Here is a 22720-nt window from a genome sequence, read left to right as displayed (position 1 = left end):
GTCTTGTCCGTCATGACCACGCATAAACCGGAAATCATCATCACCTACTGCACGCAATGCCAATGGCTGTTGCGTGCGGCCTGGCTGGCCCAGGAGCTGCTGAGCACCTTCGGCGACGACTTGGGCAAAGTGTCGCTGGTGCCCGGCACTGGTGGGGTTTTCCATATTTTTTGTGACGAGGTGCAGCTCTGGGAGCGCAAGGCCGACGGCGGTTTCCCGGAAGCCAAGGTGCTAAAGCAGCGGGTCCGCGATCAGATCGACCCGGACCGCGACCTCGGCCACAACGACCGCACTCAGTGAGATGCGGCTTCGGCTGCCACGGTCTTTTTGCTTGAACCGGACAGTCTGCTGGAGACCACAATCGCGACGATGATCAAGGCGCCACCAAGCAGCATGCGCAACGTCGGGTTTTCATCGAACAACAACCAGGCCACGGTGATGCCATACACCGGTTCCAGTGCGAACACCACGGCGGCGGTGCGCGCCTTGATCACCGCCAGGCTGGCGACGAACAGACTGTGAGCGACGCCGGTGCAGAACACCCCGAGCAAACCGATCCACAGCCAGTCGATGGCGCGGACGTCGCTCAACTGCGGCACCGCCACCGGCAGAAGGCACAGCGCGACCACCACGTTCTGACACAGCGCGGCCTGCACCGGCGGGATTCTGCCGGAGCTGGCGCGGTTGGTCAGCGACAGCAGGGCGAACAGCAAGCCTGAACCGATCGCCCAGAGCAGGCCCGTGGTGGCGCCACTTGCCAGATCGAAGTCCGGCGTGACCAGCACCAGCCCGACACTCACCAGTACCACCAACAGAATTTCATTGGCGCGGATCCGCTCCCGGAATATGACCCCTTCGAGGATCACGGTAAACGCCGGGAAGCTGGCGAAACCCAGGGTCGCTATCGCCACTCCGGCGACTTTAACCGCAATGAAAAAACTCACCCAATGCCCGGCCAGCAGCAAGCCACTGAGAAGCAGACGGCGCCAGTCCTGCGCTTCGAGTTTGTACCAGCGCGTCCTGCTGGCAAACCGCGCGAACACCGCCAGGGCGAGTACCGCAAATGCCGCGCGACCAAACACGATGACCGCGGGCGAGGCGGCAGCGAGTTTGCCGAACACACCGGTCAGGCCGAACATCAATGCGCCGATATGCAGGGCGCCAAGGGCGGTACGGGGAGTCATTGCGATCCTTAACAACAAGACAAACAGAGGGGGACATTGAACCGCGCCATACTCGCTGAGTCTGTCGGCAGACTATCGACTTTTGTCGCCAGCCTCGCGCCGCAGTTCGCCCGGAGTCTTACTAAACTCGCGCAACACCGCTGCGGCAAAGGCACTCTGAGAACTGTAACCGACCCGACTGGCAATCTCGCCGATGGGCAATGGCGAATCGCGCAGCAGTCTTACCGCACTATGCAGCCGCCGGCTGCGGATGTAATCCATCGGCGTCTGCCCGCACTCAGCGACAAACCGCGCATGCAATCGGGCGCTGGACAGCCCGGCAACGCGCGCCAGGTCGGCGACCTGCAATGGATACGCCGCGTACTGATCGATATGCGCATTCAACGCCGCATATGGCAGACGGCGACCGCCCACGATTTCAGGCTTGGCGTTATTGAGGCTGGCCAATAACAGCACCGCGCCTTGCTGGGCAATCAACGGGTCACTGACCTGGCTGCCCGCCAGCCAACTCACCAAATGGCTTTGCCCGGCATCCAGCGGCAGGCGCCCAGCGTTGTCGAGTAAACGGCGGCTGGCATCGGCGTGATCGCCAAGGGACTGCGAAACCCATTGGTCACTCGGTATATCCAGCACCAGGCAGCGGCTGCCATTGCTGCTGCCGCAGGCGTGATGAAAGCCCGACGGCACCACCACGAAACTCTGCTGAACCACCTGGCTACCATGCCCGTCGACCTCGAAGTCCAGCGCACCCGACAACCCGAACACCAGTTGTGCGTGGTCGTGGCTGTGGACGATCAGGTCCTTGGTGTATTGGCGCAGCGTGAGGATCGGTCTCATCGCAGGTCTCCCGGTCAAGATGCGGCCAGTCTACACCGGCCGGGTGTTGTCACAGGATTGACTCGCGGCTGTCATGGGCCATTAACCCGAACCGCGCAAGCTTGCCAAAACTTGTCCTGAGGGTTGCCAATGACCAGCGCCGAGCTCGCCAAACCCAGCCGTAAGCAACGTGTGCGGACCTTGTGGATTTCCGACGTGCATCTGGGCACCCGGGACTGCCAGGCCGAACACCTGTCGCAGTTTCTCAAGGGCTACCACGCGGACAAGATCTACCTGGTCGGCGACATCATCGATGGCTGGAAACTGCGCGGCGGCATGTACTGGCCTCAGGCGCACACCAACGTGATTCGCCGCCTGCTGACCATGAGTAAGCGCGGCACCGAGGTGATCTATGTCACCGGCAATCACGACGAATTCCTGCGCCGCTATTCGAAGCTTATCCTGGGCAACATCCAACTGGTGGACGAAGCGGTGCATGTGACCGCCGATGGCCGCCATCTTCTGGTGATCCACGGCGACCAGTTTGACGTGATTACCCGGTATCACCGCTGGCTGGCCTTTCTCGGCGACTCGGCCTACGAATTCACCCTGACCCTCAACCGTTGGCTGAATCACTGGCGCGCGCGTTATGGCTACGGCTACTGGTCGCTGTCGGCCTACCTCAAACACAAGGTGAAAACGGCAGTCAGTTTTATCAGCGACTTTGAAGAAGCCATCGCCCACGAGTGCGTCAAACGCGAGTTGCATGGGGTGGTGTGCGGGCACATTCACCATGCCGAGATTCGCAAGGTCGGCGGGGTGGATTACCTCAATTGCGGGGATTGGGTGGAGTCGTGCACGGCGTTGATCGAGCATTGGGACGGGTCGATCGAGTTGTACCGGTTGGCGGATGCCCAGGCGCGGGAGGCCGAATTGAAAGCCTTGAAGATCGCAGAGCCGGCATAAAAGTCAGCGTGCCTGGACTGGCCCCATCGCGAACAGGCACGCGCCCACAATTTTGACCGTATTGACCTGAACGGACTCTGACACCTGTGGGAGCGAGCCTGCTCGCGATGGACCGCGCAGCGGTCCCCCCGGATCTGTCAGGCTGGCGAATATTCTTCCATCGCCGCCTTGTAGATCGAATGCTTCGGTTGCGCAAACAAGCGCTCCATCATTGGCTCAAAGAAGCTCAGCGGTAACGTCTCGTAAGCCGGATCAAACGCCGCCGCGTCATATTTGGCGCAGAACTCGATGGTCGCCTGATACTGCGGATGCCCGCTGAATTGTTCGCGCAGATGCCGATCCATTCCCAGGTGATGGAAGAAGTAATACCCCTGGAATATCCCATGCTCCTCCACCATCCACAGGTTTTCGGCACTGACGAACGGCTTGAGGATCGCCGCGGCGATGTCCGGATGGTTGTAGGAACCGAGCGTGTCGCCGATGTCGTGAAGCAGCGCGCAGACCACGTATTCTTCATCCCGGCCATCGCGCCAGGCACGGCTGGCGGTCTGCAGGGAATGGGTCAGCCGATCCACCGGGAAGCCGCCAGAATCACCCTCCAGCAATTTCAGGTGCGCCACAATCCGTGACGGCAACTGCCTGGCGTAGGCACTGAAGTCGGCGGCGATGATCGCCCAGTCTTCCTGCGTGCCATCCTGCATGTGGGTGAATCGTGCATTGGCGTTCATCAGCTATCCTCTTGTTCTAATCGAAAGGGATGTCTTGAGTGTAGGACTTGGATCCAGCATCGCACTGGCTGCGCAGGACGCTTTGATGGCCAGTGGAGCCTAGAAGGGCACGCGACCCAGAATCATGTCGCGGTACATGACAAAGTCGCCGAGCAGGCTATAAAGAGGATGCTGAAACGTGGCGGGACGGTTCTTCTCGAAAAAGAAATGCCCGACCCAGGCGAAGCTGTAACCCGCCAGCGGCAAGGCGAGCAACATCAACCAGGCACCTTTGCCGATGGTCAGCGCCAGAATGAAGATGACCAGGCTGGTGCCGATAAAATGCAATCGTCGACAGGTGCTGTTGCTGTGTTCACTGAGGTAGTACGGGTAAAACTCAGCGAAACTGTTGAAACGTTTGACGTTTTCCACGACTGCGATCTCTGTGGTTGTTGTTCTGATTGCAAGTTGTTCTGCGGGTAGCTTATTTGAGTCTAGAGTGATCATTGGCATCAGCCAGTGACAATGGGCGCCACTTTAGTATCCTTCGAAAACTTGCCGCGGTAGACGGCTCACAAAACAGTAAGAAAACGCCATGAGCGAACGAACGACTTCTGCAAGCTGGGCGATGGGGATTGTCAAAGCACTGGAGATGGACGGCCTGGATTGCCGGGTTCTGTTCAAGCAGCTGGGGCTCGACTACGCGTCTCTGGATGATCCGGATGCGCGCTTCCCGCAAGACTCCATGACACGCCTGTGGCAGCGCGCGGTCGAGCTGTCCGGCAACCCGGCGATTGGCCTGAACATGGGCAAGGTGGTGCGACCGGCGTCCTTCCATGTGGCTGGCTACGCACTGATGTCCAGTCAGACCCTGGCCGAAGGCTTTCAGCGGCTGGTGCGTTATCAGCGGATCATCGCCGAAAGTGCCGACCTGAGTTTCCGACTGCTGGATGAAGGTTATGCGCTGATTCTGACGGTGCATGGCGATCACTTGCCGCCGACCCGACAGAGCGCCGAAGCGTCGCTGGCCTGCGCGCTGGCGCTGTGTGGCTGGTTGACCGGGCGCACGTTGCAACCGCGCAAGGTGTTGATCCAGGGCGATCAGCCTGTCGATCTCGAACCCTATAAACAAGCGTTCCATGCGCCGTTGGTGTTCAACGCGCCCTATGACGCCTTGATCTTCGAACGCGCCGACATGGAGGCGCCGCTGCCGACGGCCAACGAGGCGATGGCACTGTTGCACGACCGGTTTGCCGGCGAGTACCTGGCGCGGTTTTCCGAGAGCCGCGTGACCCACAAGGCGCGCCAGGTGCTGTGCCGTTTGCTGCCCCAGGGCGAACCCAAGCGCGATACGGTGGCGCAGACGCTGCACCTGTCGCAACGCACCTTGCAACGCCGTTTGCAGGAAGAAGGCACGAGTTTTCAAACCTTGCTCGACGACACGCGACGTGAACTGGCCGAGCAGTACCTGGCGCAACCCACCATGACCCTGCTGGAAATTGCCTACCTGTTGGGGTTTGCCGATCCGAGCAACTTCTTCCGCGCCTTTCGACGCTGGTTCGACGCCACGCCCGGCGAGTACCGGGCGCGGCTGATGGAAACGCCGGCGCTGGTCAGTGCCGCCAGAACGCAGGAATACACAGAACAAACACCGTAATGATCTCCAGTCGGCCCAGCAGCATGCCGAACGAGAGAATCCACTTGGCAGCGTCCGGCAAGGTGGCGAAGTTGCCCGCCGGGCCAATGGTCTCGCCCAGGCCAGGACCGACACCGGACACGGTGCTGGCGGCGCCGGTCAGGGCGGTCATCCAGTCGACGCCGAGCAGCGACAGCAGCAAGGCAATCACGCAGATGGTGATGGCGAAGAAGAACGAGAAGGTCAGGATCGAACGCACGATCTCTTCGTCGAGACGATGGCCGTTGTACTTCTGCTTGATCACCGCGCGCGGATGAATCAATTGGTTAAGGTTGGCCTTGAGCAGGATGTAGGCGACCTGGAAACGGAAAATCTTGATCCCGCCAGCCGTCGAGCCTGAGCAACCGCCGACAAACCCCAGATAGAAGAACAGCATCAGCGAGAAGTTGCCCCAGAGGCTGTAGTCCCCCAGTGCAAATCCTGTCGTGGTGACGATCGAAGTCACGTTCAGCGCTACATGTCGCAACGCTTCAAGCCAATGCAGCTGGGTGGTCCACCAGTACCAGGTGCCGAGCACCAGCCAGGTCACCAGCAACATGCCGAGCAAGCCTTGCACCTGCTGATCCTTGATCAACGCTCGACGGTTACCGCGCAAGGTCGCCACGTACAGGGTGAATGGCAGGCTGCCGAGAATCATGATGACAATCGCCACCCAGTGCACCGCCGGTTGTGTCCACTTGGCCAGGGACTGGTCGGACGTTGAGAAACCTCCGGTGGAAATCGCTGACATCGCGTGGTTGATCGCATCGAACGGGCTCATTCCGGCCCACCAGAACGCCAGGCTGCCGAGAATAGTGATGCCCACATAAGCCGCGACGATCAAACGCGCCACCATGTGCGAACGGGGCATGACCTTTTCGGAACGGTCCGACGACTCGGTCTGGAACAGCCGCATGCCACCGATGCGCAGCAGCGGCAGAATGGCCACCGCCATGCCGATAAAGCCGATCCCGCCGATCCAGTGCAACAACGAGCGCCACATCAGGATGCCGGGGGACATGTCGTCGAGGTGGTTGAGTACGGTTGAGCCGGTGGCCGTGATACCGGACATGCTTTCGAAGAACGAGTCGGTGTAGCTGATGTGCTGGGTCAGCAAGAACGGCAGCGCGGCAAAGACGCAGACCACCAGCCAGCTGCTGACGGTCAGCAAGTACATGTCCCGCGGGCGCAAGTGTATGTGTTCGGGCCGGCCGGGGATGACCAGGGCCAAACCCGCGACGAAGGTAATCATGCTCGCCCAGAGGAACGACGGCAGATCGCTCGTGCGCTCGAAAATCACCAGGGTGGCCATGGGCACGACCATGGCGATGGCCAGCGTGATCAGGAAGATGCCGATGATGAAACCAATAATCCGTAAGGTCGGCAACGCCATGAAGTCCGCTCGGGCTGAAGAAGGGAAGGCCGCTATTCTACCTGCGAGGCAGGGCATGTAAACCGGCATCCCCGCGCCAGATACCGCTAGAATAGCCGCACATATTTTTCAGGAGGTGGCCGATGCAGGCTCTCGACGCTTTGCTCAACCGTGTTTCCGTTCCACGACTGCTCGAACCGGCACCCACCGCAGAACAGCGCGAAGTGCTGTTTTCTGCCGCGATGCGTGCGCCGGACCACGGCCACCTGCAGCCTTGGCGCTTCCTGACAGTCGAAGGTGCGGCGCGCGAGCAAATGGGCGAGTTGCTGGCCGAAGCGGCGAAGCTGCAAGACAGCGAAGTGTCCGAGGCGGCGCTGGACAAGGCACGTAACGGTCCGTTGCGCGCACCGCTGGTGGTTGTGGTGATCGCGCGGTTGCAGGACCACGTCAAATACCCGAAATCCGAGCAATTGCTGGCGGCAGGATGTGCCGCTCACGGGATTCTGCTGGCCGCTTACGCGCAAGGCATTGGCGCGGTGTGGCGCACAGGGGATCTGGCCTATTCGGCGCATGTAGCCAAGGGGCTGGGGTTGGCGGAAGGAGAAGAGGTGATCGCCTTCCTGTACCTGGGCACACCGCAGAAAGAACCGCGCGTGGCCGAGAAGGTTGACCTGGCCGAGTTCGTCAGCGCCTGGCCCGGTCAGTAAGGATCGTTCCCACGCGCGTGGGAACGATCAGTGCCTCGATAGTGTGTTCGGCATAGGACCTGTAGGAGCGAGGCTTGCCCGCGAAGCTTTCAAGGCTGGACGACGGCACCGGGCACCAACGGTAATTCCAGGCTGGCGATGAACCCGCCTTGCGGGTGATTGGCCAGCACCAGGCTCCCGCCATGCCGTTCTGCCGCGCGTCGCGCAATCGCCAATCCCAAGCCATGTCCGGCTGCCGTCTGCCCCGGCGCCCGATAGAACGGCTCACCCAGCAGGTTCAAATGCTCGGCATCGACACCGGGCCCATGGTCCCTGACGCTGACCACAATCCGCTCGCCCTGGCGCACCGCCTGCATTTCAATCGGCTGCCCTGCGGGATTGAAGCGCTGGGCATTGCGCAGCAGGTTATCGACGGCACGCTCGATCATCGTCGGCCAGCCTTTGAGGTTCAGCTGCGGTTCGGCGTCGAGGTGAACGGTCTGCTCCGGTGAAGCCAATTGCGCATCTTTTTGCAGCGTATTGAGCAGCGCGTTCAGATCCACTTCTTCAGCGCTGGCGTTGTCGGCATCGACCCGTGCCAGTACCAGGATTTCACTGATCAAGGCCTCTAGTCGATCGCACTCACGGGTCAAGCGTGGCGCGAGCTTCTCCCGTTCTTCGGGGGTGGCCCGTTCGGCCAGTGCCAAGGCAATGCGCAGTCGCGCCAGCGGTGAACGCAGTTCATGGGATACGTCGCGCAGTAACTGTCGCTGGCTGCCGATCAGACTTTGCAGGCGCGCACCCATGCGGTTGAAGTCGTTGGCCAATACACCAAATTCGTCGCGCCGGTTGGCCAGTTTCACCAGGCTGTTCTGCTGATAGGTGGTTTGCCCAAGGTCATGCACCGCGCCGCGCAAGCGGTTCAGCGGGCGAGTGATGGACAAGGTCACGAACAGGCTGAAGAGGGTCAGCACCACCAGCGCAATGCCCAGCGCACTTAGCGGCCAGAGCAGGCTTTCGCGGTGCCAGGCGTCCAGTTCCGGGTGCGGGATGCGGTAGATAAGCAGGTAGGTGTCGCCGGTCTTGGCGCTGGTGTATTCGTCGGTCAGGCGTCGCCACGGCAGGCGGCGATCGTCGTTGTTCTGCCGTGCTTCGAAAGCCGCCGCACGCCGGGGAAAGGTACCGCGCACCACCGGGTCGCCGCTCTCGTTGAGCACCTGAACGTCAATGTGATACTGGCGCTTGCGCTGTTCCAGAATGTCCTGGGCCGCTTCCTCACCTTGGGCTTCGTAGGTTTGCGTCCACTGTTCGGCCAGGGTGTTGAGGCCCGGGTGGCGGCTGAGAATCCACGCGTCCTGGTTGAGCATGTGCCCCAACAGAATGGAAAGCCCTGCAACCAGAGTGATGGCCAGCCAGAAGCTGGCCAGGATACGCCAGAACAATGAGCGCACAGAAAATCCTCAAACGATCACAAATCCCATGTGGGAGCGGGCCGACCTGTAGGGGCGAGCGGTACGGCGATCCAACTTGCCCGCACCGCCAGGTCCTACAATGGCAAAAGACCCGACGGGGTTAGCCGTCGGGTCCGGGGTCAGTGCATTATTGCGCTTTTTGCGGTTGTTGCGCTTTCCACGCCTTGAATTCGGCCCATTCGGCGCGGCGCTCAGCCTTCTTCTTCTGGATCTCGTCGAATTTCTTCTGTTGATCCGGTTTCAGCAGGCCACGGACATCGGCTTCGGCTTTTTTGTGGTTGGCGGCCATTTCATCTTTCATGGCTTTCTGGTCGGCCGGCGAGAGTTTCTCCAGGTACTTCTCGACCACTTGCTTACGCTCGTGCATCTGCTCGCCCATGATTTTGCGGATCTGCTCACGCTGTTCGCGGCTCAGGTCCAGCTGGCTGTACGGGCCTTTACCGTGCATGCCGTGCATCTGACCGCCGTGGCGCGGGCCGTCCATCGGGCCATCCATCGGGCCGGAACCTTCAGGCATGGCCATGGCAACGGTCGGCAGGGCGGCAGCGAACATCAGAGCGATAAGAGTCTTGCGCATGGTGAATCTCCTTGTCTCGTTCCCGGTACGTTCCGGATGAGTTCAGAATACGCAGATCAAGGTCAGCGGCGGTCAGCGGAGCGTAAAGCTTGGGTAAAGACGATTTCGTGGCGTCCTTACAAACTTTGCTGGCAGTGACCTGTGGCGAGGGAGCTTGCTCCCGTCGGGCTGCGAAGCGGCCCCAAAAGAAGGCCTGCTGCGCAGTCCAGCGGGAGCAAGCTCCCTCGCCACAGGTTTGCTCCCATCCGGTTCTTCCAGGTGTTCAGAGGCTGTAGTAGTAACCGCGGCTACGCAGGGCAACGATGCGTGGGCGGCCGTCGGGGTGTGGGCCGATTTTTTTGCGCAGGTTGCTGACGTGCATGTCCAGGCTGCGGTCGTACAGGGTCAGCTTGCGGCCGAGGGCGATTTGCGCCAGGTCCTGTTTGTCCAGCGGCTCGCCGGGTTGCTTGAGCAGGGCTTCGAGCAGACGGCTTTCGGAGACGGTGAGGGTGAATTCCTGTTCGTCGATGCTGACCACGCCACGCACCGGGCTGAAGCACAGGTCGCCCAGTTCGAGCTGGCTGGACACCGCCGTCGGATGACTGCGGCGCAGTACGGCGCGCAGACGGGCTGTCAGTTCCCTCGGGTCGCACGGCTTGGCCAGGTAATCGTCGGCGCCGAGTTCCAGGCCGAGGATGCGATCCAGTGGTTCGCCACGCGCAGACAGCATCAGCACCGGCAGGTCCGGATGGTCGCTGCGCAATTGCTTGAGCAATTCCAGACCGCTGCCATCCGGCAGCATCACGTCCAGCACCACGGCGGCAGGGGAGGTTTCGGCCAGCGCACGGCGAGCACTCTGGCCGTCGTGGCAGGCACGGACCTGAAAGCCTTCCTGGCTCAGCCAACTGCTCAGGAGCTCGCACAGCTCCTGGTCATCATCAATTAATAACAGCTCGCTCATTACTCACTCAATTTAGCCATTGCCGACGTTTTCTGGTGGCACCACTGGCGAAGATACCGCAGAGCAGGGCCAATAGCGCAACTCCACCACCGATAACGAACCATTGCTGCTGATCAGTCAGCAGACGTGGCAGCGGATTGCTCGCCTGGGCTTCCTTGAGTTGCAGCTTGAGGCGCTGGTTCTCTTGGCGCAACCGGCCCAGCTGAGCGCTTTCGCGTTCACTGTCGGTATTTTGCAGTTGTTTGCTCAGTTCTTCCCGTTGCTGCTCGCTTACCTTCAAGCGCTGCTGCAACTCGGTGATCTGGCTGCCGGCGCTCAGCGACAGCGGCGTCGTACTGCCGCCCTCGGCGCTTTCTTCACCATGGGCCGGCGCTACCATCGACAACGTCACCAACATCAGACACAACGGACCTTTGCGCATCGCCACTCCTGATTCCAATACGAGTATTGGGCAGGTTGTCGGCCGGCGAACGAGAATAATGAGCGTTGAGCGCGCGATGAACCGGCAAGGTTCATCGCGCGGGCGCGATTTACGGCAGGACTTGCTTGAACGGCTTGACCGAAACGTTGGCGTAGACGCCCGCAGCGATGTACGGATCCGCATCTGCCCAGGCCTGGGCGGCGCTCAGGGAATCGAACTCGGCGACGATCAGGCTGCCGGTGAAACCCGCCGCGCCCGGATCATTGCTGTCGACCGCCGGGTGCGGGCCGGCCAATACGATACGACCTTCGCCCTTGAGCACTTGCAGGCGCTCAAGGTGGGCAGGCCGAGCGGCCAGGCGGGCTTCCAGGGAGTTGGCGACGTCTGTGGCAATGATTGCGTAAAGCATGTCAGTCCTCGGTTTTTGGCGTGGTGGTATCGGCGTCGTGCAGGTGACGGGACAAGTAAATGCCCTGTGCGACCAGGAACAGCAACGTCATGCCCAGGCTGCCGAAGACTTTGAAGTCGACCCAGTAGCTCTGGAACGTGAACGCGACGAACAGGTTGGCAGCACCGCAAAACAGGAAAAAGCCGATCCAGGCGATGTTCAGTCGCGTCCAGACCTGGTCCGGCAGGGTCAGTGCGTGGCCCATGATGCGCTTGATCAGCAGTTGCTCGCCGATGAAGTGGCTGCCAATGAACGCCAGGGCGAACAGCCAGTTGACCACCGGCGCTTTCCACTTCAGGAAGGTTTCGCTGTGGAACGCCAGGGTCAGGCTACCGAAGACCAGGCAGGCGATGAGGGTCAGCCATTGGCTCTTTTCCAGCTTGCGCTGCTTGATGAACAGCGCACCGTAAACCACCAGGGAGCTGATGATCAGCATCGCGGTGGCGCTGTAAATACCGCCTACAGTCAGTTGATGACCGCCGATGTCGACGACCCGTGGATCAATTTTGAAAACGATGAAAAACAGCAGGAGCGGGATGAAATCGATGAATTGTTTCACAGTGGCAGCCAGAAGCAGGATGTGGCGGCATAATAACAAACATATGGGCGCGCGATAGCGCCAGCTGATTTGAGGTAACACATCCCCGTGAATGTTGATTTGCACTGCCATAGCACCGCCTCCGATGGCGCTCTCGCGCCTGCTGTCCTGGTGGCACGTGCGTTCGAGAAAGGCGTGCGAGTCCTGGCCTTGACCGATCACGACACCCTCGAGGGCCTCGATGAGGCCCGCAGTGCGGCGACCTCGCTGGGGATGCAACTGGTCAACGGCGTCGAATTGTCCTGCACCTGGGGCGGCGCGACCATTCATGTGCTCGGCTACGGATTTGATGTCAATGCCGAACCGTTGGTCGAGGCGATCGCTAAATTGCACGATGGCCGCTGGCTAAGGTCCGAAGAAATAAGCCGCAAGCTGGCATTGAAAGGCATGCCCGGCGCGCTGGAAGGTGCCCGGGCGATCCAGCAGGAACTGGGCGACAGCGGCAATGCGCCGGCCCGTCCGCATTTCGCCGACTGGATGGTGCGTGAAGGTTTCGTCAAGGATCGCGCTGAAGCGTTCCGTAAATGGCTGGGCGCCGGCAAGCTGGGCGACGTCAAGCAGCATTGGCCGACCCTGGAAGACACGGTCGAAACGCTACGAGCCGCGAAAGCCTGGGTCAGCCTGGCGCATCCGTGGCACTACGATTTCACTCGCAGCAAGCGTCGCCGCCTGATTTCTGACTATATTCAAGCCGGGGGCCACGCAATTGAAGTGGTCAATGGCCATCAGCCCGCCGAGCAAGTGGGCAGCCTGGCGATTCTTGCCCGCGAGTTCGGTCTGCTGGTCAGCGCCGGCAGTGATTTTCATGGCCCTGGAGGCTGGTCCGAGATCGGCGAGTACCGCCCGCTCCCGGAGGATCTGCCACCACTGTGGTGTCGATTCAAACATGACCCAATTATTGCCGCCGTCTGAACAGGTAGAGAATGTGAGTCAATTTTTCCAGATTCATCCGGAAAACCCGCAAGCGCGCCTGATCAAACAGGCTGTCGAAATCATCCGTGGCGGCGGGGTGGTGATTTATCCCACAGACTCGTCCTACGCCATTGGTTGCCAGATCGGCGACAAGAATGCCGTGGATCGCGTGCGCCGTTTGCGTGGGCTGGATGAAAAGCACAACTTCGCGCTGATTTGCAGCGACCTGTCGCAACTGGGGGTGTTCGCCAAGATCGACACGGGCACCTTCCGCTTGCTCAAGGCGCACCTGCCGGGGCCTTACACCTTCATTCTCAACGCCACCCGCGAAGTCCCGCGGCTGTTGTTGCACCCGAAAAAACGCACCATCGGCCTGCGGGTGCCGAGCCATCCGATTGCCCTGGCGCTGCTGGAAGAACTCGGCGAGCCCTTGATGAGCGTGACCCTGATCATGCCCGGCGACACCGATCCGATGAGCGATCCTTACGAAATGCGCCAATTGCTTGAGCATCAGGTCGACCTGATCATCGATGGCGGTTTCGGCGGGATCAAGGCGTCCACCGTGATCAACCTCGCCGACGGCGAGCCGGAAGTGATCCGCGTCGGTTGCGGCGACCCTACGCCGTTCATGGCCGAGGCGTAGATGTCTGCAGTAGAACCCGTTGTCGACAGTCAGGCCGGCGCCCAGCAAGAGCTGCCCTTCGCCATGGTCTATGGCCAGGCGGTCATGGAAATGCCGCTGGACCTGTACATCCCGCCGGATGCGCTCGAAGTGTTTCTCGAAGCCTTCGAGGGGCCCCTCGACCTGCTGCTGTACCTGATCCGCAAGCAGAACATCAACATCCTCGACATTCCCGTGGCGGAAATCACTCGCCAGTACATGGGCTATGTCGAGCTGATGCAGTCGGTGCGCCTGGAACTGGCCGCCGAGTACCTGGTGATGGCCGCGATGCTGGCCGAGATCAAGTCGCGGATGCTGTTGCCGCGGGCCGAAACCATCGAAGACGAAGAAGATGACCCGCGCGCCGAACTGATCCGTCGCTTGCAGGAATACGAACGCTTCAAGGCGGCGGCCGAAGGCATCGATGGCCTGACTCGCGTCGGGCGTGACGTGGTGGTGCCTAAACTGGATGCCCCGGAAGCGCGGGCGCGCAAGCTGTTGCCGGACGTGCGTTTGTCAGAGCTGCTGCTGTCCATGGCCGAGGTCCTGCGCCGTGGCGACATGTTCGAAAGTCACCAGGTCAGTCGCGAGGCATTGTCCACCCGCGAACGCATGAGCGATGTGCTGGACCGGCTCAAGGGCGGCGGTTTCGTGCCCTTTGTCGAGCTGTTCACCGCTGAAGAAGGACGTCTGGGGGTGGTGGTGACCTTTATGGCGATCCTCGAACTGGTCAAGGAATCTTTGGTCGAGCTGGTGCAGAATGAGCCGTTCGCGGCGATCCACGTGCGAGCCCGAGCCGAATAACGAGTTGAATCATGAACCTGACTGAACCCCGCGAGCTGGCGCCATTGCTTGAAGCCTTTCTGTTGGCCTCGGGAAAACCGCAATCGCTTGAACGCCTGTTCGAACTCTTCGAAGAGGGCGAGCGCCCTGAGCCGCCAGTCTTCAAGAAAGCCCTGACGATTCTGGCCAAGTCCTGCGACGGACGCGCCTTCGAGCTGAAGGAAGTGGCCTCCGGGTATCGCCTGCAGATCCGCGAAAAGTTCTCGCCGTGGGTAGGCCGTTTGTGGGAAGAACGCCCGCAGCGTTATTCCCGCGCCATGCTCGAAACCATCGCCTTGATCGCCTATCGCCAGCCGATCACCCGTGGCGAGATCGAAGACGTGCGGGGCGTGGCGGTCAACAGTCACATCGTCAAGACCCTGCTGGAACGCGAGTGGATTCGTATCGTCGGGTACCGCGACGTGCCTGGCAAACCGGCGATGTTCGCCACCACCAAGGCGTTTCTCGACCACTTCAACCTGAAGAACCTCGACGATTTGCCGCCACTGGCTGAGTTGCGAGAGCTGGAGCCTGATCCGGTGCTCGATTTTGACGACGCGCCGGTACCGGCAGGCTTGCAGGAACTGGCGGATGCCAGTGCCGAACCGGAAGAACCCAAGGAGGAGACCAGTTTCCATACGCTGTTGCTGGAACTGGACACCATGGAAGAGGGGCTCAAGACCGACTTCGATGACATCCTGCGTGATAGTGCGGTGACGGATTCCGAAGAGGTGCTGGATCAGCCTGAGCCTGAAATCGAAGTTGAACTTCAGGTCGAGCCTGAAGCCACAGTCGAAGAAGAACCGGAAGAAGAGTTGGAAGATGACGTGCTGGGTGTCGCCGAAGCGCGGGAGAAACTTCTGGCTGCTGTGGCTGCCCTCGAACAGCACAAACCCGAACCCGAATTGAGCGACGAAGAGGCCGAAGCCCGGGCTCTGGCCGAAGCCATCGAAGCCGAACGCCGCGAATTCGACGACTGACCCGGACGCCGATTCCCCCTGAGGGAGTGAGCCTGTTCGCGATAGCGGTGGGTCAGGCAAAACGATGTCGATTGACACTCCCTCATCACGAGCAGGCTCGCTCCTACAGGGGTTCTGTGTTGCCTAGAGAATTTGATGAGCTCAACCAAAGACCCCTGCATCAGCGTCTGCAAATTCACCGATGACATCTGCCTCGGCTGCGGCCGCAGCAAGCGCGAGATCAGGGCCTGGAAGAAACTCGACAAGTCCGACAAGCGCACGGTGCTGGCCGAAGCGTCGCTGCGGTTGATCAAACTTGGCGCCGCCGGTCGGCGGAAAGGCAAGTAAGTCTCCATTCATCAGCTAGTCTCTGATGCGCGAACGCTTCCATGAGCGTATGATTCGCGACCCTTTGGCGATCCCTTTGCCAAAGTACCCAGTTTTACATCGCTTCAGGACGCTCAATTCAGGGCCGCCTGAACAGACCACACCGGGAGGTGCCCAGATGAGTATCAACGACCAGAAAGACGACCAGGAAATCGGCCCAGCAGGCGAAAAACTGCAGAAAGTCCTCGCCCGTATCGGCGTCGGCTCGCGCCGTGACGTGGAAGCCTGGATCAGCCACGGCCGCATCAAGGTCAATGGCAAAGACGCCACCCTTGGGCAGCGCGTCGACATGCACGACGCCATCACCATTGATGGCAAGGTGATCAAGCGCGAAGAAGCCGCCGAGTCGGTACGCCGCGTGATCATGTACAACAAGCCCGACGGTGAAATCTGCACTCGCCTTGATCCGGAAGGCCGTCCGACCGTTTTCGACAAGATGCCGCGCCCGAAAGAAGGTCGCTGGATCAACATCGGTCGCCTGGACATCAACACCACCGGCCTGCTGATGTTCACCACCGACGGTGAGCTGGCCAACCGCCTGATGCACCCGTCCTACGAAATGGACCGTGAATACGCGGTACGTGTCCGTGGTGAAGTCGATGACGAAATGATCGAGCGTCTAAAGGCAGGCGTCGTCCTCGAAGACGGCCCGGCCAAGTTCACCGACATCAAGCAAGCACCTGGTGGCGAAGGTTTCAACCATTGGTACCACTGCGTGGTGATGGAAGGTCGCAACCGCGAAGTTCGTCGTCTGTGGGAATCCCAGGGCCTGGTGGTCAGCCGTCTGAAGCGCGTGCGTTTCGGTCCGGTGTTCCTCAACTCCGACCTGCCGATGGGCCGCTGGCGCGAAATGAGCCAGTACGAAGTCGACATTCTGAGTGCTGAAGTCGGCCTGACCCCAGTGGCCATGCCGCAAATGAACGCCAAGAGCAAAGACAAGCTCGACCGCATGCAGCGTAAATCGTCGCGTCCAATGGGCAAGACCGAGCGCGTGCGTTCGTTGCGTCCAGCCATCGGCAACCAGACCGCTGCTACGCCGCGTGACTCCCGTGAACCGCAAATCGAAGGCGAGCGTCCAGCCCGCAAACCAGCAGCGCCACGCGCTGATGGCGAGCGCGGTCCACGCACGCCGCGTCCGGCCAACGGTCGCACTGAACGTGGCGAAGGCCGTGGTGCTCCAAGTGGTGGTCGCAGTGATCGCGGTGCTCCAGCCGGTCGTGGCGAGTCTCGTGGTGAGTCGGGTCGCGGTACGCCAGTGGCAGACCGTCCTTCCGACACCAAGCGCCCGGCCAAGGCACCGGCGAAGAAGCGCCCAGGCATCGTTCTGGTCGACAAGGATGCGCCATCAGGCAAACGCCGTGGTGCGCCAGCCGGTTCGGGCCAGCGTCCGGGCTTTGGTCGTCGCAAGCCTGAGTAATCGGTAAGCACCGAATAAAAAACGCCAACCCTCGGGTTGGCGTTTTTTTTGGTCTGGCAAAAGCCGGTCTTCAGAATGCAGATAAACCTGTGGCGAGGAAGCTTGCTCCCGTTGGGTCGCGAAGCGGCCCCAAACCCTCTACCCCGGTGTGTCAGGCAAATCGTGGCGGCAGGTTTTGCGACTGCTGCGCAGTCGAACGGGAGCAAGCTCCCTCGCCACAGGGTTCATGTTGCTTAGAAAACAAACCGCCCATCAAACACCGGCTCATCATCCAGCGCCAACACGCCGCTGGAGAAGATCAGGTCCAGATGATGGCTGCCCTTGGCCCCACCACCCAACCCCAGATGCAGCCCGCAATGGCGCTCCTCGAACCCGGCATTTCGGGCATACAGCGCCTTCACGCCTTCATTGGTGCCGATTCCCAATTCCTCAATGCGCCGGTTCGACGGATTGGCCTCCAGGTACTTGTTGAAATCATGTTCCAGTCCCGGCACTTCCGTGGCGATCTTGTGGATGGTCGAGTTCTCGATCCACAACTCCAGCGGCGAATCCAGCACCCCGTACTTGCGGGCAAACGGAATGGTGCTGAGGAAGGTCCCCATGAACTTCACCCGGCCGTTGATCGCTTCGCTGTGCGTGGCAATTTCACCGGGGGCCAAATCAAAGTTGCCGATGCCGTTGATGTCGGTCCACTTCTTGATGCTGTTCAGCGGTGTTTCAAACCACGAGCCGTGATCATCTTTGAAACTCAACGTTGTCGCGTGAGACATGCGCTGGATCAAGTGGCTGTTCAAGCCCGCTATGCGCTGCGGAGTGACGCTGAAAGTGTCGTAGAAGTAATCGCCGTAATCCTTGAACAGCAGCGACTTCTTCCAGTTCTCGGCCATTACACCTTGCAGCGCACGGACAAACTCCGGGCCGTCGGGGCGAGGATTGGGCAGGGTGGAAGAGTCGTAGAAGAAAATGTACAGATCGCTTTCGGCAATCGCCTGGGCCAGCTTTTCTGTCGGCTCGATGTCCAGGCGCAGGGTGCTGAAACGGAAGGGCTGGCTGTCACTGGCCTGTTCGGCGATGGCGCCGGTCAGTGCCTCGTAATCAGCGGTGTGGCCGAGCAAGACCTTTGCCGGGTTGATGCCGGCAACGGCAGGGTGGTGTTCGAGGTAGTAAAGGAAATGCGATATGGCGCGTTGCTTATCCATGTAGTCCTCCCTGACAAACCGAGAAAAAGTGGCAGGCACAACCGGCCGGATCGTGCCTGCCGGGTGGGCCTTACAGAGGCCACATCGCCGTGCCGAACGGAACAACCGCATCGGCTTGCATCATTTCAACGGCGGCTTCATGGGTCGGTGCTTCAAACCAATCGTCCAGTTGCAGTTCAGTTTCCAAGTCTTTTTCAAGTGCTTGCATTGTGAATCTCCTAGATGACTTTTTCGGTAAGTGCAGCGGCGCGTTTTTCAGTCATTGAATAACGTGCCAACTTGCCGGTCGATGCGTCTCGGCAAGTCGCTGAAAACCTAGTCCAGAGCTTTTTAAATTGCAAAAAAATAATCAAATTAGATTTGTTTGAACTTTTTATTCTGTTTTCTGAGGGCCTGTTTATCGATTAAAAACAAAAAACTAACTCGACCTTTTCCTTAGGAAGCTTCCTAACGTCAATTTGCAGTCGTCCTACGGATTGATCTGATTTGGAAAGTGTGCGTTACGGCTTGTAAAGAAAAGCTGACGGATTATCGCCTCTGAGCCCTTGGATTGACGTCCACGGAAGGTGTGTAAGGAAATCCTTCCGCAAACACGTCGTTCAACCACCCTGCAAGGCTCTGGCTCGCTTGTTTCAACGGCGCTGGCAGGGTGAGATGCGCTCCATGCCTGTCGTGCAGGTGCATAACAAGAAGGAGGCGCAATGAACGCCGTGACTCATCTCCACTTCTCCCCCGAGGGCGATTTGTTCGTCGTCCCCGTCGAAGACCCGCAAAGGTCTGACCCAGTTTTTGCAGCCGCCCGAGACCCTCGGGGCGGACACAGGCAATCCCGGCAAACGACGCGCTGATCCAGCGGTGTCTGGCAGCAGGGGGTTACAGGTGTACAATGCGCCGCGTTTTAACTGTGACCTCCTGCGCATCTGCGCAAACCTCAAGGCTATCCGCCTTGTTCACTCCGCCGCGCCACAAGCGTGTCGGGTTCGATTTCGTCACAGATAAAAACAAACAGGTGACGCATGACCGTTGTAAAAACGCTGAACTCCTTTTGCCTTCGCTGGGGTTTGATCGGCGCTGCTTGAAATCGCAACCGAGCAGCAACGTCTAACGAACATCATCAAACCTTGCGTGAGACCCTTTTCATGAGTGGACAAAACTCGCATTCAGGCGAGCTGAAACGCGGCCTGAAAAATCGCCATATTCAACTGATCGCCCTCGGTGGCGCGATCGGTACCGGGCTGTTCCTGGGCTCGGCCGGTGTACTGAAATCTGCCGGCCCGTCGATGATCCTCGGCTACGCCATCTGCGGCTTCATTGCCTTCATGATCATGCGCCAGCTCGGCGAAATGATTGTCGAAGAGCCTGTGGCGGGTTCCTTCAGCCACTTCGCCCATAAATACTGGGGCGGGTTCGCCGGCTTCCTGTCGGGCTGGAACTGCTGGATCCTGTACATCCTGGTGGGCATGTCGGAGCTGACTGCGGTCGGCAAATACATCCACTACTGGGCGCCACACATTCCGACCTGGGTCTCGGCCGCCGGCTTCTTCGTCCTGATCAACCTGATCAACCTGGCCAACGTCAAAGTCTTTGGCGAGGCCGAGTTCTGGTTCGCGATCATCAAGGTCGTGGCGATTGTCGGCATGATCGCGCTCGGCAGCTACCTGCTGGTCAGCGGCCACGGCGGCCCGCAAGCCTCGGTGACCAACCTGTGGGCCCACGGCGGTTTCTTCCCGAACGGGGTTAGCGGCCTGGTGATGGCCATGGCGATCATCATGTTCTCCTTCGGCGGCCTGGAAATGCTCGGTTTCACCGCAGCAGAAGCCGACAAGCCGAAAACCGTGATCCCGAAAGCCATCAACCAGGTGATCTACCGGATCCTGATTTTCTACATCGGTGCGCTGGTCATCCTGCTGTCGCTGACGCCATGGGACAGCCTGTTGGCGACCCTGAATGCGTCGGGTGATTCCTACAGCGGCAGCCCGTTCGTGCAAGTGTTCTCGATGCTTGGCAGCGACACCGCCGCACACATCCTCAACTTCGTAGTCCTGACGGCGGCGCTGTCGGTGTACAACAGCGGCACTTACTGCAACAGCCGGATGCTGCTGGGCATGGCCGAGCAGGGCGATGCGCCGAAAGCCTTGGCGAAAATCGACAAGCGCGGCGTGCCGGTGCGTTCGATCCTCGCTTCGGCGGCGGTGACGTTGATTGCGGTGTTGCTGAACTACCTGATCCCGCAAAACGCGCTGGAACTGCTGATGTCGCTGGTGGTTGCCACCCTGGTGATCAACTGGGCGATGATCAGCTTCTCGCATTTCAAGTTCCGCCAGCACATGGACAAGACCAAGCAGACGCCGCTATTCAAAGCCCTGTGGTACCCATACGGGAACTACGTCTGCCTGGCGTTCGTGGTGTTCATTCTCGGCGTAATGCTGTTGATCCCGGGCATCCAGATCTCGGTGTATGCGATTCCGGTTTGGGTCGCGTTCATGTGGGTGTGCTACGGGATCAAGAACAAGCGCAGCGCTCAGCATGCGTTGCAGGCTGCAAACGCGAAGTAAGCGCAGCTCGCAGAAACAACAAACCCGGCCATGTGCCGGGTTTGTCATTTTCAGGCTTCACACAACCCCCGTGTAGGAGTGAGCCTGCTCGCGATGGGGTCGTGTCAGGCAACAAAGATGTCGACTGACAACACTGCTATCGCGGGCAAGCCTCGCTCCTACAGGGACCGCATGCTTTCAGTTCATTCGCGGTATCCTGCGCGTTCTGAATACGGACGCTTTTCCATGCTGGTGATTTCCAACAATGTGCATCTGCCGGATGCCGAGATCGAGTTGACCGCCATCCGCGCGCAAGGCGCCGGTGGGCAGAACGTCAATAAGGTCTCCAGCGCCATGCACCTGCGCTTCGACATTCCGGCCTCGTCCTTGCCCGAGTTCTACAAGGAACGGCTGCTGGCGCTGCGTGACAGTCGCATCACCAGCGATGGCGTGTTGATTATCAAGGCCCAGCAATACCGCACGCAGGAAGCCAATCGCGCCGATGCGCTGGAGCGGCTGGTCGAGTTGATCCTCAGCGCCACCAAAGTCGAGAAGAAACGCCGCCCGACCAAGCCGACCCTCGGTTCGAAGAAGCGTCGGCTGGAATCCAAGACCAAGCGCGGCAGCATCAAGGCCGGGCGCGGCAAGATCGATTTCTAGCGAGCGTCGCGCCCTTCGCGGTACTTTTCACTCAAGTGCTTCGGCGCCTGCCGGTACAAATAAACGCTCAGCGCCAAACCGCTCAATGCAGCAATCGCGGCGAACAGGAAGATCGAGGCAAAGCCAAACCCTGCAGCAATCGCACCGGCCAGCGGCCCGGTAATCCCCAGCGACAAATCGATGAACAGCGAGTAAGCCCCGACCGCAGCACCGCGACTGGAGGCCGGCACCAGGTTGACCGCTTCCACGCCCAGCGCCGGGAACACCAGCGAGAAGCCGAAACCGCTCAATGCCGCACCGGCCAGTGCCCAATGTGCATCCGGCGCCAGCCACAGCAGCAGCAGCCCCAGGGTTTCCACCGACAGGCAGGCAATCGCCACGCGAAAGCCGCCGAGGCGGTTGATCAGGTTGCCGAACAGCAATCGCGCGCCGATGAAACTGGCGCCGAACAGGCTCAGGCACAGCACCGCGTTGTCCCAGTGCTGTGTGGCGTAATACAGCGTGATGAAGGTGGCGATGGTGCCGAATCCGATCGAGCCCAGGGCCAGGCCGCAACCATGGGGCAGCACCCGTCCCAGCACATGCATGAACGGCAGCCGTTCACCGACCACAATCGGCGCGGCGGTTTTTGGCCAGGCCAGTGCCAGGCCAAGGACGGCCAGCAGCACGATGCTCACGCCCATGCTCCACAAGCCCAGTTGACTGACCAGCAACACACCCAACGGCGCGCCGACTGCCAGTGCGCCGTAACTCGCTATGCCGTTCCAGGAGATGACTTTGGCGGTGTTCGCCGCGCCGACCCGGCCGATGCCCCAACCAATCGAGCCGGAGCCCACCAGGCTTTCCGCGCTGCCGAGCACCAGGCGGCCGATCAGCAGGCTGATCAGGCTCAGCATCGGCAGGCTTTGGGTCCAGGCTGAAATCAGCATGAACACGCCGCTCAAACCGCAACCGGCGAGACCATACATCACCGCGAGTTTGCTGCCCTTATTGTCGATGATTTTCCCGGCATAAGGGCGGCTGAGCAGGGTGGCCAGGTATTGCACGCTGATCACCAGCCCCGCGATTACTGCGCCGAAGCCGAGATCGCTGTGGACGTAGCCGGGCAATACGGCGAGGGGAATGCCGATGTTCAGGTAGCCGATGAAGGTAAAGAGAACGATGGAAACGACTTGCAGCGTGACCGCCAGGGGGCGCTGGTTTTCAGACATGGGTAAAGGTCCACGGGAAAGCAGGATAGATAGGCTGCTTATGATAGCGGCGCGAGCGTCCGTGGGGCGTGGAAAAGTAAAACTATTTGCCGTGCG

The 22720-nt window shown here is 60.2% G+C and carries 26 protein-coding genes; 12 read left to right on the top strand and 14 right to left on the bottom strand.

Going from position 1 to position 22720, the window contains the following annotated elements:
• Window positions 1-12: 12 nt before the first annotated feature.
• The gene (locus AB4N91_RS18790) at window positions 13-300 is read left to right on the top strand and encodes an Rdx family protein (RefSeq protein ID WP_010461968.1); all 288 of its coding nucleotides are present in this window, start codon (window positions 13-15) and stop codon (window positions 298-300) included.
• Here the strand turns inward: AB4N91_RS18790 and AB4N91_RS18785 are convergent.
• Both AB4N91_RS18785 and AB4N91_RS18780 read right to left on the bottom strand, forming a co-directional pair.
• Window positions 294-1184, bottom strand: coding sequence for a DMT family transporter (locus tag AB4N91_RS18785; RefSeq protein ID WP_460111541.1), 891 nt, complete (start codon window positions 1182-1184; stop codon window positions 294-296). The genes AB4N91_RS18790 and AB4N91_RS18785 overlap by 7 nt on opposite strands.
• A 72-nt stretch (window positions 1185-1256) precedes the next feature.
• Complete coding sequence (locus AB4N91_RS18780) at window positions 1257-2021, bottom strand: helix-turn-helix transcriptional regulator (RefSeq protein ID WP_460111539.1); 765 nt, start codon at window positions 2019-2021, stop codon at window positions 1257-1259.
• A gap of 129 nt (window positions 2022-2150) precedes the next feature.
• On the opposite strand from AB4N91_RS18780, the gene AB4N91_RS18775 reads away from it, so the two are divergent.
• The gene (locus AB4N91_RS18775) at window positions 2151-2966 is read left to right on the top strand and encodes a UDP-2,3-diacylglucosamine diphosphatase (protein ID WP_010461962.1); all 816 of its coding nucleotides are present in this window, start codon (window positions 2151-2153) and stop codon (window positions 2964-2966) included.
• Window positions 2967-3103: 137 nt separating this feature from the next.
• Here the strand turns inward: AB4N91_RS18775 and AB4N91_RS18770 are convergent, their stop codons facing one another.
• Both AB4N91_RS18770 and AB4N91_RS18765 read right to left on the bottom strand, forming a co-directional pair.
• On the bottom strand, window positions 3104-3694 hold the full coding sequence (locus AB4N91_RS18770; protein ID WP_460111536.1) for an HD domain-containing protein: 591 nt from the start codon (window positions 3692-3694) through the stop codon (window positions 3104-3106).
• 99 nt (window positions 3695-3793) lie between these two features.
• Window positions 3794-4105 carry an Mpo1-like protein gene (locus AB4N91_RS18765; protein WP_010461958.1) on the bottom strand — a complete coding sequence of 104 codons (312 nt, stop codon included), beginning with the start codon at window positions 4103-4105 and terminating at the stop codon, window positions 3794-3796.
• 163 nt (window positions 4106-4268) lie between these two features.
• Here AB4N91_RS18765 and AB4N91_RS18760 point away from each other — a divergent pair, with 163 nt between their 5' ends.
• Complete coding sequence (locus AB4N91_RS18760; protein WP_200667930.1) at window positions 4269-5330, top strand: AraC family transcriptional regulator; 1062 nt, start codon at window positions 4269-4271, stop codon at window positions 5328-5330.
• Here the strand turns inward: AB4N91_RS18760 and AB4N91_RS18755 are convergent.
• Window positions 5287-6741 (bottom strand): TrkH family potassium uptake protein, encoded by a 1455-nt coding sequence (locus AB4N91_RS18755; protein WP_010461954.1) that lies wholly within the window; start codon window positions 6739-6741, stop codon window positions 5287-5289. The genes AB4N91_RS18760 and AB4N91_RS18755 overlap by 44 nt on opposite strands.
• Before the next feature lie 122 nt (window positions 6742-6863).
• On the opposite strand from AB4N91_RS18755, the gene AB4N91_RS18750 reads away from it, so the two are divergent.
• Complete coding sequence (locus AB4N91_RS18750) at window positions 6864-7427, top strand: NAD(P)H nitroreductase (protein ID WP_083374762.1); 564 nt, start codon at window positions 6864-6866, stop codon at window positions 7425-7427.
• A gap of 89 nt (window positions 7428-7516) precedes the next feature.
• Here AB4N91_RS18750 and AB4N91_RS18745 read toward each other — a convergent pair whose 3' ends face one another.
• The 6 genes from AB4N91_RS18745 to AB4N91_RS18720 all read right to left on the bottom strand — a co-directional run bounded on the left by AB4N91_RS18745 (window position 7517) and on the right by AB4N91_RS18720 (window position 11823).
• The gene (locus AB4N91_RS18745) at window positions 7517-8857 is read right to left on the bottom strand and encodes a sensor histidine kinase (RefSeq protein ID WP_010461950.1); all 1341 of its coding nucleotides are present in this window, start codon (window positions 8855-8857) and stop codon (window positions 7517-7519) included.
• A 148-nt stretch (window positions 8858-9005) separates the two neighbouring features.
• Window positions 9006-9455 (bottom strand): Spy/CpxP family protein refolding chaperone, encoded by a 450-nt coding sequence (locus AB4N91_RS18740; protein ID WP_077748019.1) that lies wholly within the window; start codon window positions 9453-9455, stop codon window positions 9006-9008.
• Between the two features lie 262 nt (window positions 9456-9717).
• Complete coding sequence (locus tag AB4N91_RS18735; RefSeq protein WP_010461945.1) at window positions 9718-10395, bottom strand: response regulator transcription factor; 678 nt, start codon at window positions 10393-10395, stop codon at window positions 9718-9720.
• Window positions 10396-10402: 7 nt separating this feature from the next.
• Window positions 10403-10816, bottom strand: a complete 414-nt coding sequence (locus AB4N91_RS18730; protein ID WP_010461943.1) for a translation initiation factor 2 — start codon at window positions 10814-10816, stop codon at window positions 10403-10405.
• Window positions 10817-10925: 109 nt separating this feature from the next.
• Window positions 10926-11225, bottom strand: coding sequence for a YciI family protein (locus tag AB4N91_RS18725; protein WP_008156126.1), 300 nt, complete (start codon window positions 11223-11225; stop codon window positions 10926-10928).
• Window position 11226: 1 nt separating this feature from the next.
• Window positions 11227-11823: a septation protein A gene (locus AB4N91_RS18720; protein WP_077748018.1), complete on the bottom strand. Its 597-nt coding sequence runs from the start codon at window positions 11821-11823 to the stop codon at window positions 11227-11229.
• Window positions 11824-11910: 87 nt separating this feature from the next.
• Between AB4N91_RS18720 and AB4N91_RS18715 the strand changes: the two genes are divergently transcribed.
• The 6 genes from AB4N91_RS18715 (at window position 11911) to rluB (ending at window position 17020) form a co-directional block, all read left to right on the top strand.
• Window positions 11911-12774 (top strand): PHP domain-containing protein, encoded by an 864-nt coding sequence (locus AB4N91_RS18715; protein WP_010461935.1) that lies wholly within the window; start codon window positions 11911-11913, stop codon window positions 12772-12774.
• 13 nt (window positions 12775-12787) lie between these two features.
• Entirely contained in the window at window positions 12788-13417 is a 630-nt protein-coding gene (locus AB4N91_RS18710; protein WP_010461933.1) for an L-threonylcarbamoyladenylate synthase, read from the top strand.
• Complete coding sequence (locus AB4N91_RS18705; protein ID WP_010461931.1) at window positions 13418-14239, top strand: segregation and condensation protein A; 822 nt, start codon at window positions 13418-13420, stop codon at window positions 14237-14239.
• Between the two features lie 11 nt (window positions 14240-14250).
• Complete coding sequence (gene scpB / locus AB4N91_RS18700; protein ID WP_077748017.1) at window positions 14251-15237, top strand: SMC-Scp complex subunit ScpB; 987 nt, start codon at window positions 14251-14253, stop codon at window positions 15235-15237.
• A 135-nt stretch (window positions 15238-15372) separates the two neighbouring features.
• Window positions 15373-15564: a DUF1289 domain-containing protein gene (locus AB4N91_RS18695; protein ID WP_145308058.1), complete on the top strand. Its 192-nt coding sequence runs from the start codon at window positions 15373-15375 to the stop codon at window positions 15562-15564.
• A 157-nt stretch (window positions 15565-15721) separates the two neighbouring features.
• A complete protein-coding gene (gene rluB, locus AB4N91_RS18690) occupies window positions 15722-17020 on the top strand; it encodes a 23S rRNA pseudouridine(2605) synthase RluB (RefSeq protein ID WP_010461925.1) in 1299 nt (432 codons plus the stop codon).
• Between the two features lie 233 nt (window positions 17021-17253).
• On the opposite strand, the gene AB4N91_RS18685 is transcribed toward rluB, so the two are convergent.
• Both AB4N91_RS18685 and AB4N91_RS18680 read right to left on the bottom strand, forming a co-directional pair.
• Window positions 17254-18219 carry a M29 family metallopeptidase gene (locus AB4N91_RS18685; RefSeq protein ID WP_010461923.1) on the bottom strand — a complete coding sequence of 322 codons (966 nt, stop codon included), beginning with the start codon at window positions 18217-18219 and terminating at the stop codon, window positions 17254-17256.
• Window positions 18220-18289: 70 nt separating this feature from the next.
• Complete coding sequence (locus AB4N91_RS18680) at window positions 18290-18427, bottom strand: hypothetical protein (RefSeq protein WP_010461921.1); 138 nt, start codon at window positions 18425-18427, stop codon at window positions 18290-18292.
• Window positions 18428-19358: 931 nt separating this feature from the next.
• Between AB4N91_RS18680 and AB4N91_RS18675 the strand changes: the two genes are divergently transcribed.
• Entirely contained in the window at window positions 19359-20774 is a 1416-nt protein-coding gene (locus AB4N91_RS18675) for an amino acid permease (protein WP_083374760.1), read from the top strand.
• A 225-nt stretch (window positions 20775-20999) separates the two neighbouring features.
• Window positions 21000-21413, top strand: coding sequence for an alternative ribosome rescue aminoacyl-tRNA hydrolase ArfB (gene arfB / locus AB4N91_RS18670; protein WP_010461917.1), 414 nt, complete (start codon window positions 21000-21002; stop codon window positions 21411-21413).
• On the opposite strand, the gene AB4N91_RS18665 is transcribed toward arfB, so the two are convergent.
• Window positions 21410-22624: an MFS transporter gene (locus tag AB4N91_RS18665; RefSeq protein WP_010461916.1), complete on the bottom strand. Its 1215-nt coding sequence runs from the start codon at window positions 22622-22624 to the stop codon at window positions 21410-21412. The genes arfB and AB4N91_RS18665 overlap by 4 nt on opposite strands.
• Window positions 22625-22720 lie beyond the last annotated feature (96 nt).

The organism is Pseudomonas sp. H3_D04 (assembly GCF_054669175.1).
This window is presented reverse-complemented; position numbering and strand designations above follow the sequence as displayed.

Coding starts and splice junctions, on each gene's coding strand:
- AB4N91_RS18790 (WP_010461968.1), top strand. CDS start 13: ATGACCACGCATAAACCGGAAATCATCATCACCTACTGCACGCAATGC.
- AB4N91_RS18785 (WP_460111541.1), bottom strand. CDS start 1,184: ATGACTCCCCGTACCGCCCTTGGCGCCCTGCATATCGGCGCATTGATG.
- AB4N91_RS18780 (WP_460111539.1), bottom strand. CDS start 2,021: ATGAGACCGATCCTCACGCTGCGCCAATACACCAAGGACCTGATCGTC.
- AB4N91_RS18775 (WP_010461962.1), top strand. CDS start 2,151: ATGACCAGCGCCGAGCTCGCCAAACCCAGCCGTAAGCAACGTGTGCGG.
- AB4N91_RS18770 (WP_460111536.1), bottom strand. CDS start 3,694: ATGAACGCCAATGCACGATTCACCCACATGCAGGATGGCACGCAGGAA.
- AB4N91_RS18760 (WP_200667930.1), top strand. CDS start 4,269: ATGAGCGAACGAACGACTTCTGCAAGCTGGGCGATGGGGATTGTCAAA.
- AB4N91_RS18755 (WP_010461954.1), bottom strand. CDS start 6,741: ATGGCGTTGCCGACCTTACGGATTATTGGTTTCATCATCGGCATCTTC.
- AB4N91_RS18750 (WP_083374762.1), top strand. CDS start 6,864: ATGCAGGCTCTCGACGCTTTGCTCAACCGTGTTTCCGTTCCACGACTG.
- AB4N91_RS18740 (WP_077748019.1), bottom strand. CDS start 9,455: ATGCGCAAGACTCTTATCGCTCTGATGTTCGCTGCCGCCCTGCCGACC.
- AB4N91_RS18735 (WP_010461945.1), bottom strand. CDS start 10,395: ATGAGCGAGCTGTTATTAATTGATGATGACCAGGAGCTGTGCGAGCTC.
- AB4N91_RS18730 (WP_010461943.1), bottom strand. CDS start 10,816: ATGCGCAAAGGTCCGTTGTGTCTGATGTTGGTGACGTTGTCGATGGTA.
- AB4N91_RS18725 (WP_008156126.1), bottom strand. CDS start 11,225: ATGCTTTACGCAATCATTGCCACAGACGTCGCCAACTCCCTGGAAGCC.
- AB4N91_RS18705 (WP_010461931.1), top strand. CDS start 13,418: ATGTCTGCAGTAGAACCCGTTGTCGACAGTCAGGCCGGCGCCCAGCAA.
- scpB (WP_077748017.1), top strand. CDS start 14,251: ATGAACCTGACTGAACCCCGCGAGCTGGCGCCATTGCTTGAAGCCTTT.
- AB4N91_RS18695 (WP_145308058.1), top strand. CDS start 15,373: ATGAGCTCAACCAAAGACCCCTGCATCAGCGTCTGCAAATTCACCGAT.
- rluB (WP_010461925.1), top strand. CDS start 15,722: ATGAGTATCAACGACCAGAAAGACGACCAGGAAATCGGCCCAGCAGGC.
- AB4N91_RS18685 (WP_010461923.1), bottom strand. CDS start 18,219: ATGGATAAGCAACGCGCCATATCGCATTTCCTTTACTACCTCGAACAC.
- AB4N91_RS18680 (WP_010461921.1), bottom strand. CDS start 18,427: ATGCAAGCACTTGAAAAAGACTTGGAAACTGAACTGCAACTGGACGAT.
- AB4N91_RS18675 (WP_083374760.1), top strand. CDS start 19,359: ATGAGTGGACAAAACTCGCATTCAGGCGAGCTGAAACGCGGCCTGAAA.
- arfB (WP_010461917.1), top strand. CDS start 21,000: ATGCTGGTGATTTCCAACAATGTGCATCTGCCGGATGCCGAGATCGAG.
- AB4N91_RS18665 (WP_010461916.1), bottom strand. CDS start 22,624: ATGTCTGAAAACCAGCGCCCCCTGGCGGTCACGCTGCAAGTCGTTTCC.